Raw genomic sequence first — 12,512 nt, forward strand, 5'->3', positions numbered from 1 at the left:
GAATAAGAAAAATAACATTAAAAGCTTGTGCTCCAGGGGCTGGGCTGTTTTAACAAGCTAATAAACAGGATTGGTATAAGTTTGTCTGGGCAGGAACTATTAGGACTAGCGCCAGCCCATATTGTGCCTAAACGTAGTGATTTGGTGATTGAAAACAAGGGTAATATTGTACTGTTAGATGGCGCTTTTTTAGCTGGCACTACCTATACTACAGAAGGCTCTGAAAATGACTATGTAAAACTCACCAGCATAGGTAATCTGGAAAGTATAAACTTAGGCTTGGGTGAGAATACACTGGATTTTAGTCAGTTGGACGACTCAGAAGCTATCACAATTTCAATTTTAGAGCCAGAGAGGCCACCAGCGCTTATATGTTAATGATACTGAGGTAAGACTAGATGGAGTTAAGCATATAGTAGCCACTGACAATGACGATGAAATTTGGGGAAGTCAAGCGGCCAATATTCTAAGTGGTGGAAAAGGTCATGATATAGCTGGAAATCTATAATGTGGCATAAATAGAATGCCTCTACCCTCAGATACAGCCTGTTTATTGAGCGAATCGACTATGTCACTTTATGATTTTCTAGCTATAGCATTTATGACTTTGCTGGCACGAATACCTTTATCGGTGGAAAAGGTGATGATCGGATACATAGTGGAAGTGATAGGGATACAATAGTCTTCCGCAAAGGAGATAATAAAGATACAGTAACAGGCGAAACGACAGGTGATGTCCTTAGACTAAATGATATCAACCTTTATGATGTTCATTTTAGTGTTGAAGACCTAGATTCAAGCCGCTCGTTACATATCAGTTTTAAAGGACAAGCCAGTGACCAAATAACCATTAAAAACTGGCAAGAAAACCAGACGCTTCATATTACCACGGATGATGGCAGTGTCATTGATAAGCAAGGGATAGATCAGTTAATTCAATCATTAGCCTCTTTTGATGCCGATGCTTGGGCCAGCTCATCAGCCCCTGTTGATGCTCAAACGAAAGCAGCCATTGCTTCCACATGGACAATTACCCCAGGCTAATTTTTAAAGCTTGACCGTAACAACAAAAAAGCAGCTTGATAGCTGCTTTTTTGTTGTTCAGCAAAGCAGGCAACTCGCCTAGAGTTGTTTATTTTATTAGTTGTTTTCAGAATACACTCAGTTTTATTAGCATGAATATGTTAAGGTTAGTTATTGCATAGCCCTCCTTGAATAAGTTAACTATGAACACTTCTATTTAACGCTAATTTTCATATTTTTATTAGGCGGCTTTATCCTCCTTTTTCTGGTGTTCAATGACTTTGTTTTCCCCTTGAGTAATGGGGATCGATTTAGGCTTCATTGCCTCCGGTACTTCTCGTTTTAAACTAATACTGAGTAAACCATTAACTAAACTAGCTTCTGTTACCTCAACATAATCAGCAAGGTTAAACTTTCGTTCAAATGAACGTGTTGCAATACCTTGGTATAGGTATTTATGTGGCTCTTTGTTTTTAGCTTTTTTACCGCTTATAGTGAGCACTCCCTTTTCTACTTGAATATCCAGCTCACTTTCTTCGAAGCCTGCCACAGCTAAGGTAATACCATAGTGGTTTTCATCAAGCGCTTCGATGTTGTAGGGTGGATAACCTGGAGTTGTTTGATCACTACGCAACGCTGAATCAAGTGCTGAGGCTAGCTGATCAAACCCAATGCTACTGCGGTATAATGGAGATAAATCAAATGTAGTCATGTCATATCCTCCTAATGAAGCAATACGAAATCTTACAATGAATTGTAAAACGTGGATTCTGCTTGAACTCCCCGTTTCAATAAATATGATGGGATCTTTTTTGAAGAGTTCAATAGTTAAATCAATAATTTGTTTTTATAAGGGTGCTTTCACTATATAAATAATATTTATATAAAAGTGGTTTCTTCTTGTCTTGACAAAGCGCAAGCCGGATTTATTATTACATCAGATATTGAACTATTTATTAATTTAAAGCTTCGGTCTTAGCTAGTTTTAAACCTTTAGGAAGTAGTGTCGTAGCGACGAGCTATGATATTGGCATATAATTCATATGCTACGTAAAACAATGCTTTTTTATTGGTGTTTATCTTTTACTTGTGTCTAGTGGGGTATGAATATTGTTGTTAGTAATACGCCACTAGCTGATTAATTAATTGTATATTCGTACTATTAATCAAGAGAAGGAAATGTGGGCAAACTTAAACAGCGGTCGATCATCTAACCAAGTAAGAGCTGGTATTTAGCCAGCTCTTACTTGGTTATCCAATTAGCAGAAAAATATTACAGCGACGCCGCTGCTCTGGATGCCTGATCATAAATGCCTGAAAGCATGCGTAAAGCACTGGCTACTTCTCCTAACTCTTTATTAGATAGGTTCAGTGCTTTTAACGAATTGACTAAGCAGGCTTCACGAATTTTGCGGTATTTTTGACAGTAATCCTGGCCCGACTCGGTGGTGTTATAAAAGGTTTCCTTACCTTGTTTGGTGCCAACGATCATGCCTAGGTTGACCAGTTTTCGAACAGAGTAGGCAATGGTGTGAGTATCTTCCAGATTAAGAATAAAACAGATGTCAGATACTTTTTTTGAGCGGTCTCGGTGGTTGATATGATGAATGACTAATACATCCAGTGGTGTTAGCTCATTAACACCACTGCTACTGGAGCAATGCAGCATCCAGCGTTGAAATGAGTTGTTAGCAATGGTTAACCCGTATTCAAACTCACTGAGTTCGCGACTAAGTTCTGAAACCAAGTGCGAAGATGAAACAATGGAGTTGATGTCGTGGTCGTCAGCCATGTCGTTCCCTTGTATTAGTCACCGTTCAATTAGTTAGTTGTCATCTGTTCAGGCAGGAAGGTGACAATTTCCGGGAACAGAATAATTAATAGCACTGCCAACAATATGAGTAAAAAGAAGGGGAGTGCTGCTTTAGCAATATACCACAGATCTTTACCGGTTAGCCCTTGAATAACAAATAGATTAAAACCCACTGGTGGGGTGATTTGGGACATTTCTACCACCAGCACAATGAAAATACCAAACCAGAGTAAGTCAATACCTGCCTGGCTGATCATGGGCAATACAACAGAAGTTGTCAGTACCACGACAGAGATACCATCAAGGAAGCAGCCTAGAAAAATAAATAGTCCGGTCAATGCCAGCAACAGCATAAAAGTCGACAGGTTGAGTTCAGCAATCATGGTGGCCAGCATATTGGGCAAACCCAAAAATGCCATTGCTGTGGTGAGAAACGCAGCCCCTGCCAAAATCAACGCTATCATACAGGAGGTTTTGGTGGCTCCCATTAAGCTATCCATAAAGGTTTTCTTGCTGAGGGTGCCAGTTAGCAGTGACAGAACCAGTGCACCCAAAACGCCAAACGCTGCTGCTTCAATGGTAGTGGTTAAACCACCATAAATAGAACCTAGTACAAAGGTAATCAGTGCGACCACTGGGATTAAACTAGCAGTTTGTTTAATTTTTGCTTTAAAGCTAAGTGACTCGGTTGGTGGCTCATCAGCTGTATTGATTGTGGTTAGTTTATTTTTATTAACCGCAGACCAAACCATGGTAAAGCCCATAAATAAACTGACCAGTAGCAGCCCAGGCAAAATACCTGCAATAAATAGTCGGGCAATGGATACCTCAGCAGCAACTCCATAAACAATTAAAATAATGGAAGGGGGAATTAATAGCCCTAAGGTGCCAGAGCCGGCTAAGGTGGCAACGGCCATTTTATCTGAGTAGCCCCGTTTGCGAAGCTCAGGCAGGGTCATTTTACCAATGGTGGCTGCTGTCGCTGCGGATGAGCCGGATACTGCAGCAAAAATACCACAGCTGATAATATTAACGTGGAGTAATTTGCCAGGGATACGCTGTAACCAAGGGCTTAAGCCTTTAAATAAATCTTCTGCCAGGCGGGTCCGAAATAAAATTTCTCCCATCCAGATAAAAAGGGGCAGGGCAGTCAGTGACCAGCTGGAAATTGCACCCCAAGTGGAGGTTGCATAGATATTGCCAAATGCATCATTGCCATAAAAATACATGCCTGCCAACGCTGCGGCAAATAGGGAAAGCCCTACCCACATACCTGCCGCTAAGAAGGCAAACAAGCCGATAATAACAATCAATGAAATAGTCAGCGTTTCCATTAACATCCCTCCTCAGTCAGCATTTCCAGGCTTTCTTGCTGCTCAGCTTGTAAGTAGGCTGGCTGTTTTCCAGTCAATAACGTAATCAACTCATCAACAAGTGCGAGGGTAAAAATAAATAAGCCAATGACGGGAGCGGTTTGGGGAATCCATAAGGGGACTGGAATATAACCGGCTGAGGCTTCTTCAAAAATATACGACTCATAAGCCATATAAGCCATGTAGTAGCTCATGAATATGCCAAGTAATACGGCAGTAAACAGCACAATAATTTCCAGCTTATGGCGAATCGTCTGAGGCAAATGTTTACACACTAAATTGACTCGAATATGGGCTCCATGGCGAAAGGTGTAGGCCAGTCCTAAAAAGCTGGATGCTGCTAGTAAAAAACCAGAGAAGTCTTCAGTTGAAGGAATAATCACACCAAACCAACGACCCACACTCTGGGCGAGAATCAACAGGGTGATTGCTAAAATGCAGATACCTGCCAATACCCCGGAAGCCGTGTAAATAAGGTTTAAAATCCCCCTGATGGTTGACTGGGGTGGGGGGCTGGTTGCTGAATGCGTGGTCGTTGGATTTTGCATAATGAATACTACTCTTTAAAAATTATTTTTTATAAGCATCCAAAATTTGCTTAGCTCGATCACCTGCAGCTTTTGCCCATTCTTTTGTCATGATTTCCCCTAGTTTAGCCAGGTCAGCCTGTAGCTGGGCATCGGGTTTGGAGACCTTGATACCATTTTTAGCCAAGGCTTCTGTTTTGGCTTGGGTTTCTTGTTGGGCCATTTCCCAGCCGCGTTTTTCAGCATCAGCTGCAGCCTTCATAACCGCTGCTTGTACGGCTTTGGGGAGTCGTTTAAAGCTGCGATTATGAACAATAACCATATTTTTCGGAATCCAGGCTTGCGCATTATTATAATACGACACATAGTCCCATGCCTGGCTGCTGACCCCTGTTGAAGGTGAGGTGATCATCGCATCAATAATGCCAGTACTAAATGCTTGTGGAATTTCTGGGGTTTGTACTGTAGTAGGCGTTGCCTTTAGCAAAACTGAAAGTCGCGATAAAGTTGGGCTGTATGAGCGCATTTTTAGCTTGGCCAAGTCACCAATTGCAACAACCGGCTTTTTCGAATAAATCCCTTGAGGGGGCCAAGGCACAGCAAATAATAGTTTTAATCCATCCTTCGCTAAGCTTTTTTCCACGGCAGGTCGGGAGCTATCCCAAAGTTTTTTGGCAGACCCAAAATCAGTGGCTAAAAACGGAATATTATCCAACTTAAACACTTCATCGTGGTTACCCAGCATTGCCATAAATAACTCACCAATAGGGACTTGGCCAGTGCGAATGGCTCGGTGAATTTCACCATGTTTAAACAGAGATGCCCCTGAGTGCACTTTAATATTCAGCTCACCTTTACTGAGCGTTTTTACCTCTTCTGCAAACATCCGCACATTTTTTGTGTGGTGAATACCATCGGCATAAGGGGTGGGCATATCCCATTTAGTTGCAGCTAATGCACTGGAAGAGCCTACTAATAGTGAGGCGGTAGTAATGAATGTGGTAGAAGCAGAGGCTGCAAATTTCACAAGCTTTTTCATGGGGTTAACTCCAATTGGCTTATTTATTAGAGGTGTCCTAAGTCTTTGGTTCGCTAGCTCGATGGCACCAACACCTTTTAGCTTTTTGATCAGCAGTTTGTTGATCAGCTAAGCATCGTTTTCAAAGTTATAAGTATTTTCTCTAGTCCAGTTAGTGGGTTTCTCTTATTCGACTAGTAGGTCTTACGGTATGATAAGTGCAATTATAAGTCAATACACATACAAAACACTTGTAAAATGTATTCGAAATATTTACTTTATCAATAGACAGTGACTTCTCAACAATAAGAATATGCTCTGCTACTTCATCAAAATGTACTTATACAGCTAACCGATGACTTGACTGTATCAGGTATCAAAAGCACGTATAAGCAGTAGTTATAAGTGGTAGTTATAAATAGTGGCCTTGATACTATTCATTCGCTTATTGAAGCTTAGGTCTAGGAAGCTTGGGTCTAGATAGTGTTGATGATCGGCTTTGATCAAGTCTGGAGTGAAGAGGGTGTAATAATGAGACTAAATTGCGACATGGGAGAAAGCTTTGGTAGCTGGCAGAAAGGCATGGATGCTGATGTAATGCCCTATATCGATATGGCGAACATTGCCTGTGGTTTTCATGCTTCTGACCCGATGACTATGGACCTCACTGTCGCAATGGCTAAGGAATACGATGTAGTGATTGGGGCACACCCTGGCTATCCTGATTTGTTGGGCTTTGGCCGCAGAGCCATGCAGTGTTCAGCCCAAGAACTCAAAACCTTACTGATTTATCAAATTGCAGCATTAGATGGTATTTGTCGTACTCATAGCACTCGGCTTAGCTATGTGAAACCTCATGGCGCTCTCTACAACCAAATGATGCAAGATAGCGAGGTGCTGACGACGGTTATGGCAGCAATACATGCCTATGACCGAGAATTAGCTTTGGTGGTTTTAGCCAATGGCAACCGAGATAAAACTCAACATTTAGCGGATCAACAAGGTATTGCTTTGTTGTTTGAGGCATTTGCGGATCGTGCTTATGACAGTAATGGCTATTTAGCTAAGCGAGATCAACCCGGTGCTGTATTCAATGACATCGAGCAAATCGAACAGCAAGTGTTGGGGATTATTCATGAAGGAAAAGTCTCAACATTGGATGGTGGTGAAATCCCCCTAAAGGCCGATACGATTTGTGTGCATGGAGATAATGCTCAGGCAGTGGCTGCCGTGCGTCATATTCGCCAGACATTAGCAGCATCACCAATAACCTCCCCTACATTACAAGCACAACAGTAAGGGGCTGTTATGAAAATTCAGCCTTTAACTGAAGATTCTTTAATTGTGTACGTGGGTGAAAAAATTGAGCGGGAGGTTGCACAACAGGTCAGTGTTGCCACCCAGTTAATTCGCCAAAATCTTAGTGATAAAGTGATTGATATTATTCCATCCTATCACTCAATTCACTTGACGTATAATCTTTGCAAAACCAACTTTTTTGAATTTCATGCCTTATTGCGGCAATTATTGGCAAACCTTGAGCAGCAGTCGGTTTCGATTGAATCTAGCAAAATCATTGAAATTCCTGTTTATTATGGGCCTGAAGTGGCTTTAGATATGCCCATTATTGAGCAGCACACCCATCGCAGTGCAGAAGAAATTATTGATATTCACTGCAGTGAGCTTTATACCGTTTATGCCATTGGCTTTAGCCCAGGCTTTGCTTACCTGGGCAATACTGATAAACAGATTGCCATTCCTAGAAAAATCACCCCACGAACCCGAGTGCCTGCAGGCAGTTTGGGCATTGCTGACACTCAAACGGCAATTTACCCTAGTGAGTCACCCGGCGGTTGGCAAATTTTAGGACGTACGCCATTAAATCTGGTTGATTTTCAGCAAGACTCGCTTACCCCAGTCAATATGGGGGACTTGGTAAAATTCGTGGCCATTGATAAGCAAGCGTTTTTGAGCTTGGGGGGAACACTGTAATGGGGGAAGAGACAAGTGGCATTTAAGGTCATCAACCCAGGCTTGATCAGTTTAATTCAGGATTTTGGTCGCTATGGTTATCAGCATATTGGAGTAACCACCGGTGGCCCGATGGATGAGCATGCTTTTTTATGGGGGAATCGCTTGTTAGGCAATGCCTTTGATACAGCGCAGCTGGAAATTACCATTGGCATGTTGCAACTTGAGGTTCAGCAGTCAACTGTTATTGCAATTACAGGGGCGGACTTGGGAGCGACTATTAATGGTTTAGCCATCCGGCCCTGGCAAAGTTATCCGGTTAATCAAGGTGACCAGATTGCTTTTAATCGACCCAAAAAAGGCTTAAGGGCTTATCTTGCAGTGAAAGGGGGATTACAAATTAGCCAACAGTTGGGTAGTGCTGCGACGGTTGTCCGTGAAAAAATAGGAGGCTTATATACTAATGGTAAAAAACTAGCGGCAGGTGATGTCTTACCTTACCCGGTTATGTCGCCATCAGTAGTTCAACCATTTGTCAGTAAGCGAGTGCCTGAGCAATTTATTCCTGACTATTCTGCACCGCTGATTTTGGGGGTTATTTTAGGTTATCAATGCGATAGTTTTGCTCAAACTGAAATTCAAAAGTTTTTCAGTAATAAATACGAAGTTACCCAGGATATTGACCGAATGGGTTATCGTCTGGCGGGTGAGCCGGTTTGTAGTTCGCTAGATGGTATTATTTCTGAAGGGATTTCCTATGGGGCTATTCAAATCCCTAAAGATGGTCAGCCAATTGTGTTATTGAGAGATCGGCAAACCATTGGTGGCTATCCAAAAATTGGCTGTGTCACGGCATTGGGTGCGGCACGATTATCTCAACGAGGGCCAGGGACCAAGATTCGATTTGCCATTAAAGATATTCATCAAGCTGAAGCAGAACAGATGATTTATAATCGGTTTTTTGGTATCCAATCCAAACGTTAACGGATAGATTATAATCCTTTTAATTCAGTTTCGCCTAAACTGAACGAAAGTATTCTTTACATATTAAAGCACTATAGAAAACAAAATTTACATTAGTTATAAGACATAAGCACTATAATATGTTGCTCCTTATATTAGAGTAATAAAGTGAGTTATGAAAAAATTGTTAGCTGTAGCCTTAACTGTTGTAAGCATTAGTAATGCACATGCTGAATTATTAACTAAGAATGATGAATTTAGAGCAATAGATCTACCACCAGAGTTTAGGTTAATCAGGCAGGAAGTTGGCTGTAAGTTTAAGATTTGTTCGTTACCTTTAAACTTTGCCAATATTGCAATAGGGCGCGATGGATTTAGACCGGGAGTTGTCACTACACCCATTGAGTTTGCTCTTGGGGGTTCACACTGGCCAAAACCGCCTCAAGAAGATAATGTAATCAAGTATGAGTCAATTGAACTTGCTTCTAACGGTGGACTTTGCCCTCCATTGTTGTGTTCTGATGGAGTCAACCCAACCTAGTGACCCATACATAAAATAAGATAACAACTGCTTCTCCATTTTATTTTCTGGCTGTGTTACTTGTCTTGAGGTAGGCCCGCTATGCTTGCAAAAAAACACGTTGCCAGAAAATAAATAGTTTTGAAAACGGTTACCGAACTCAAGGCTGGGCCACGCTAACCATTAGCAACCCCATTTCAACCCACATACTCACTACCAGGCCCTTCGACATAAGGGTTTTTGGCGACTCACCTAAGTCAATATTGGGGATATCACCAAAGTGTTTGGCATCATAGCCCACTTCATACAGGGTGATAATATCGCCGTTTAATTGATAGCGGAGTTGGGCGGCTGTAATCCCTTGAATTGAACAATAGCGGCCACCAAGCATGGTTGAGGTGGGGCCAGTTAATTTGTTAATGAGTGACGACTGTTGCGGTACGAAATCCAGCTTAGTAAAGTACTGTCGTATACCAGTAAAACTCTCAGTTTTTACATCTAGTGGACTTTGTTTGATATGGTAGTTAACTACTTCAAGCGCAATAGACTCACTTAAGTCTTTTGTCGTAAATAGTGTTTGTACCATCAGCAGGCTGACCATAATAAAAGCGAAGCAAGCGGCAACGCTGGCGAAATACCAGGCTTTTTTCCGTGAGGGCTGCTGATCAGGAACAGCTTCAGTAAAAGCGGCTGCTTGGGTTGCCATTAAATGCTCAAGTTCACTTGCCTTGAGATTCACTTTTTTCACTTCCTGGGTAACGGCATCTTTAAGTGGCAGTGGCTCATTGGGCGTAGACTGTCGATTCATAGCACTCTCTCCTTTGCTTGATTGCTCTGGGTTTGCCAGTGCTTGCGAAGCCGATGTATTCTCGACAAAAAACTCCCCCGTGGAATATTTAACTGGTTACAACATTCGTCGGTGCTATAGCCTAACACTGCCCAATGATAAAGAATATCTCTATCTAATGGTGATATCTGTGCCCAGATTTTTTCCAGTTGCCGACTATGAATGTAATCATGCTCAAAATCGACGGGTGAAATATCATAACTGGCGGCCTCTTCGTAAGGCTCAGATTCCCACCGTTTGGCATGCCGATATTGGTCAAAAAATCGATTACGAATCACGGTGCGAACGAAGGCTTCTGGATGTTGAATAGCCTTTTTTTTACACTCAATCAAAAAGGACTCCATTGCCGATTGCAACAAATCATAGGCATCATCTGTTTGTTGACATAAGGTATGGGCATATTGAAAAAGGCTGTTAAGTTGATTAGCGCTGAGCATATTTTTATTGTCCATTAATCACCTCAGCCTTTTGGTTTATTTTTGAGTGCTGATATAGCTTGATTTTAATTCCTTCTCGCCAGATGGCGATTGCTTGATCAGGTAACCAATGACTCGGAAAATCACAATACGGATAATGGTCAGCTAGCAGTTTGTGAGCCTTATTTAAAAACTTGGCTCCCGGTATTCCTATAAGTTGTTGATAGCCTGTTTGCTGATGGTCGTCATCCGCATAGTAGGCACACACAATACCGTATTCAATGCTGGTTATTGAGGCAACTGATAACCATGGCAGTGATGTTGCCTGAGCACTGTTAATTTGAGATGCAATCAAGTCAGCAAACTGATTGCCGTATAAATTTATATCCCAATGAGTGGCGGGGTAGTGCTGGCTATAAACCTGAGTTAGGGCCATAAATATTGTTTCACCCAACAGTTGATGGGTAACTGCAAAGTTAGCCTTTAGAGACTGGACATGAATACCTAAGGTATTATTACTATAAATGGCCGCAGCAGGTTGTTGCTCGATAATGGATTGAGCAAAGTGTTGTAAGCTGGCAGCATATTCTGCTTGCAGGTCAGTATCTTGCGGCGTAAACATTGCTGGTATCCTTACGCTTATATTGGTTAATGATGCGTTGGGCTTGAGCCTGTTCCTGTAGGAGTTCAGCGAGTGGGGGTAAATTATTATCCCGCTCTATCAAACAGGGTATAGCTGGGTAGTTTTTACATAGTTGACGATAATGTTGCCAAACGGGTTCACTAATCTGGCTACCATGGGTATCAATTAGCCAGCCATCGTCAGTTTCACTAAACCCAGCTAAATGAATTTCACCCACATGATCCATTGGTATGCTGTTAAGAAATTCATTTACATCAATGCCTAAGTTTTGTTGATTGACATAGGCGTTATTGATATCCAGTAAAATACCACAACCTGTTTCTTTACAGAGTGCTGCAATAAACTCAGCCTCACTCATTTCGCTTTCTGGATAATGTATATAGCGGGAAACATTTTCGATAAGGATTGGCCTGGATAATAAAGTTTGCACTTGATCAATACGCTCAGCCATTAACTGTAGTGCAGTTGCTGTATAAGGAATGGGTAATAAGTCGTGAAAGTGGTGGCCTTGTAAGCTAGTAAAACAAACGTGTTCTGATACAAGGGCAGGCTGAAATTCATCAACCGCTTGGCGAAGTTTCAGTAAGTATGCTTGATTTAACGGGTCAACACCACCCAGGTTAAGGTTAACTCCATGAAAACTCAATGGATAATTTTCTCTAATTTTATGTAGCAACATCCGGTTTAAGCCACCGCCAAGGAAATTACAGATATGCACTTCCAGCCAAGGGATAACCGGTTTGTCACGAATAATGGCCTGTAAATGTGGGCTACGTAACCCAATGCCTGCATCTGTTAAGGTATGTGTCCACATTTACTATTCTCCATTTGCTAACAAGCCGATAGGGGGTGCCCTAAAAAAGTAGCCTAAAAACGTGGTAAATGGGTGCGCAATGATGACTTTTAGGCTACAAAGAAGGTGTATAATGATTTATTTAGCGGGTTTAACGGCCGCCACTTTACCGCCAGTAATCTTTTCACAAGTGCCTTTAGGGACATAAACCCACTCGGTGTCAACATTGCCTTTTTTCGCCTGACCGGCACAGCCATGAGAGCCGTCTAGGGCACCACAATCATTCATGCCTGGCTTAGAAATGCCAGCACACTTTTCCCATTCTGTGGGAGCATCGGGCACCGCATGGGCTGTCGTCGCGATGGAGCCAAGGCTAATTAATGTTGCTGTCATAATTTGTTTACTATTCACTGTATTGTTCTCCTGAAACGTATGAGACTCATAGCTAGCTGTTGTTTGTTGTAATGATGATGGGGGAAAGTTCGCCCTCACAATTAAGAAACGACTCAATGGCAGGTTTGATTGCAAAAAATTTCCTAATTATCATCATGCCTAAGCTATATTTAGTAGCTTACCTGGTAGCGGAGGTGTTCTCAGCGCTACAA

Annotated in this window: 16 protein-coding genes; 6 read left to right on the forward strand and 10 right to left on the reverse strand. The window is 41.9% G+C overall.

The features are described from left to right. Nucleotides 1-81: 81 nt before the first annotated feature. Nucleotides 82-378, forward strand: a complete 297-nt coding sequence (locus ORQ98_RS27545; protein WP_274692044.1) for a hypothetical protein — start codon at nucleotides 82-84, stop codon at nucleotides 376-378. Between the two features lie 219 nt (nucleotides 379-597). Next, nucleotides 598-1,044 (forward strand): hypothetical protein, encoded by a 447-nt coding sequence (locus tag ORQ98_RS29740; protein WP_425347725.1) that lies wholly within the window; start codon nucleotides 598-600, stop codon nucleotides 1,042-1,044. Nucleotides 1,045-1,264: 220 nt separating this feature from the next. On the opposite strand, the gene ORQ98_RS27550 is transcribed toward ORQ98_RS29740, so the two are convergent. From ORQ98_RS27550 to ORQ98_RS27570, 5 genes are all read right to left on the reverse strand, one after another. Continuing rightward, nucleotides 1,265-1,735 carry an Hsp20 family protein gene (locus tag ORQ98_RS27550; protein ID WP_274692045.1) on the reverse strand — a complete coding sequence of 157 codons (471 nt, stop codon included), beginning with the start codon at nucleotides 1,733-1,735 and terminating at the stop codon, nucleotides 1,265-1,267. A 561-nt stretch (nucleotides 1,736-2,296) separates the two neighbouring features. After that, on the reverse strand, nucleotides 2,297-2,815 hold the full coding sequence (locus tag ORQ98_RS27555; RefSeq protein ID WP_274692046.1) for a winged helix DNA-binding protein: 519 nt from the start codon (nucleotides 2,813-2,815) through the stop codon (nucleotides 2,297-2,299). Nucleotides 2,816-2,844: 29 nt separating this feature from the next. Further along, on the reverse strand, nucleotides 2,845-4,170 hold the full coding sequence (locus tag ORQ98_RS27560) for a TRAP transporter large permease (RefSeq protein ID WP_274692047.1): 1,326 nt from the start codon (nucleotides 4,168-4,170) through the stop codon (nucleotides 2,845-2,847). Continuing rightward, nucleotides 4,170-4,757 carry a TRAP transporter small permease gene (locus tag ORQ98_RS27565; protein WP_274692048.1) on the reverse strand — a complete coding sequence of 196 codons (588 nt, stop codon included), beginning with the start codon at nucleotides 4,755-4,757 and terminating at the stop codon, nucleotides 4,170-4,172. Before ORQ98_RS27565 ends, ORQ98_RS27560 begins: the two co-directional genes overlap by 1 nt. A gap of 22 nt (nucleotides 4,758-4,779) precedes the next feature. Beyond that, nucleotides 4,780-5,775: a TRAP transporter substrate-binding protein gene (locus tag ORQ98_RS27570; protein WP_274692049.1), complete on the reverse strand. Its 996-nt coding sequence runs from the start codon at nucleotides 5,773-5,775 to the stop codon at nucleotides 4,780-4,782. A gap of 510 nt (nucleotides 5,776-6,285) precedes the next feature. Here ORQ98_RS27570 and ORQ98_RS27575 point away from each other — a divergent pair. The 4 genes from ORQ98_RS27575 to ORQ98_RS27590 all read left to right on the forward strand — a co-directional run bounded on the left by ORQ98_RS27575 (nucleotide 6,286) and on the right by ORQ98_RS27590 (nucleotide 9,229). Then, nucleotides 6,286-7,053, forward strand: a complete 768-nt coding sequence (locus ORQ98_RS27575) for a 5-oxoprolinase subunit PxpA (RefSeq protein ID WP_274692050.1) — start codon at nucleotides 6,286-6,288, stop codon at nucleotides 7,051-7,053. 9 nt (nucleotides 7,054-7,062) lie between these two features. Continuing rightward, entirely contained in the window at nucleotides 7,063-7,746 is a 684-nt protein-coding gene (pxpB, locus tag ORQ98_RS27580) for a 5-oxoprolinase subunit PxpB (protein WP_274692051.1), read from the forward strand. Nucleotides 7,747-7,761: 15 nt separating this feature from the next. Further along, nucleotides 7,762-8,709: a 5-oxoprolinase subunit C family protein gene (locus ORQ98_RS27585; RefSeq protein ID WP_274692052.1), complete on the forward strand. Its 948-nt coding sequence runs from the start codon at nucleotides 7,762-7,764 to the stop codon at nucleotides 8,707-8,709. A 154-nt stretch (nucleotides 8,710-8,863) separates the two neighbouring features. Continuing rightward, nucleotides 8,864-9,229 (forward strand): hypothetical protein, encoded by a 366-nt coding sequence (locus ORQ98_RS27590; RefSeq protein WP_274692053.1) that lies wholly within the window; start codon nucleotides 8,864-8,866, stop codon nucleotides 9,227-9,229. A gap of 139 nt (nucleotides 9,230-9,368) precedes the next feature. On the opposite strand, the gene ORQ98_RS27595 is transcribed toward ORQ98_RS27590, so the two are convergent. From ORQ98_RS27595 to ORQ98_RS27615, 5 genes are all read right to left on the reverse strand, one after another. Further along, nucleotides 9,369-10,016, reverse strand: coding sequence for a hypothetical protein (locus tag ORQ98_RS27595; protein WP_274692054.1), 648 nt, complete (start codon nucleotides 10,014-10,016; stop codon nucleotides 9,369-9,371). Continuing rightward, nucleotides 10,013-10,507, reverse strand: coding sequence for an RNA polymerase sigma factor (locus ORQ98_RS27600; protein WP_274692055.1), 495 nt, complete (start codon nucleotides 10,505-10,507; stop codon nucleotides 10,013-10,015). The genes ORQ98_RS27595 and ORQ98_RS27600 overlap by 4 nt, the downstream gene beginning before the upstream one ends. Further along, the gene (locus ORQ98_RS27605) at nucleotides 10,497-11,093 is read right to left on the reverse strand and encodes an HvfC/BufC N-terminal domain-containing protein (protein ID WP_274692056.1); all 597 of its coding nucleotides are present in this window, start codon (nucleotides 11,091-11,093) and stop codon (nucleotides 10,497-10,499) included. The genes ORQ98_RS27600 and ORQ98_RS27605 overlap by 11 nt, the downstream gene beginning before the upstream one ends. Further along, a complete protein-coding gene (gene bufB, locus ORQ98_RS27610; protein WP_274692057.1) occupies nucleotides 11,071-11,928 on the reverse strand; it encodes an MNIO family bufferin maturase in 858 nt (285 codons plus the stop codon). Before bufB ends, ORQ98_RS27605 begins: the two co-directional genes overlap by 23 nt. A gap of 117 nt (nucleotides 11,929-12,045) precedes the next feature. Next, a complete protein-coding gene (locus tag ORQ98_RS27615; RefSeq protein ID WP_274692058.1) occupies nucleotides 12,046-12,318 on the reverse strand; it encodes a BufA1 family periplasmic bufferin-type metallophore in 273 nt (90 codons plus the stop codon). Nucleotides 12,319-12,512: the final 194 nt, after the last annotated feature.

The sequence above is a fragment of the Spartinivicinus poritis genome, assembly GCF_028858535.1.
GTDB lineage: Bacteria > Pseudomonadota > Gammaproteobacteria > Pseudomonadales > Zooshikellaceae > Spartinivicinus > Spartinivicinus poritis.

Bases quoted from the DNA above. Each gene is read 5' to 3' on its own strand.
- ORQ98_RS27550 (WP_274692045.1), bottom strand. From the start codon at position 1,735: ATGACTACATTTGATTTATCTCCATTATACCGCAGTAGCATTGGGTTT.
- ORQ98_RS27555 (WP_274692046.1), bottom strand. From the start codon at position 2,815: ATGGCTGACGACCACGACATCAACTCCATTGTTTCATCTTCGCACTTG.
- ORQ98_RS27560 (WP_274692047.1), bottom strand. From the start codon at position 4,170: ATGGAAACGCTGACTATTTCATTGATTGTTATTATCGGCTTGTTTGCC.
- ORQ98_RS27565 (WP_274692048.1), bottom strand. From the start codon at position 4,757: ATGCAAAATCCAACGACCACGCATTCAGCAACCAGCCCCCCACCCCAG.
- ORQ98_RS27570 (WP_274692049.1), bottom strand. From the start codon at position 5,775: ATGAAAAAGCTTGTGAAATTTGCAGCCTCTGCTTCTACCACATTCATT.
- ORQ98_RS27575 (WP_274692050.1), top strand. From the start codon at position 6,286: ATGAGACTAAATTGCGACATGGGAGAAAGCTTTGGTAGCTGGCAGAAA.
- pxpB (WP_274692051.1), top strand. From the start codon at position 7,063: ATGAAAATTCAGCCTTTAACTGAAGATTCTTTAATTGTGTACGTGGGT.
- ORQ98_RS27590 (WP_274692053.1), top strand. From the start codon at position 8,864: ATGAAAAAATTGTTAGCTGTAGCCTTAACTGTTGTAAGCATTAGTAAT.
- ORQ98_RS27595 (WP_274692054.1), bottom strand. From the start codon at position 10,016: ATGAATCGACAGTCTACGCCCAATGAGCCACTGCCACTTAAAGATGCC.
- ORQ98_RS27600 (WP_274692055.1), bottom strand. From the start codon at position 10,507: ATGGACAATAAAAATATGCTCAGCGCTAATCAACTTAACAGCCTTTTT.
- ORQ98_RS27605 (WP_274692056.1), bottom strand. From the start codon at position 11,093: ATGTTTACGCCGCAAGATACTGACCTGCAAGCAGAATATGCTGCCAGC.
- bufB (WP_274692057.1), bottom strand. From the start codon at position 11,928: ATGTGGACACATACCTTAACAGATGCAGGCATTGGGTTACGTAGCCCA.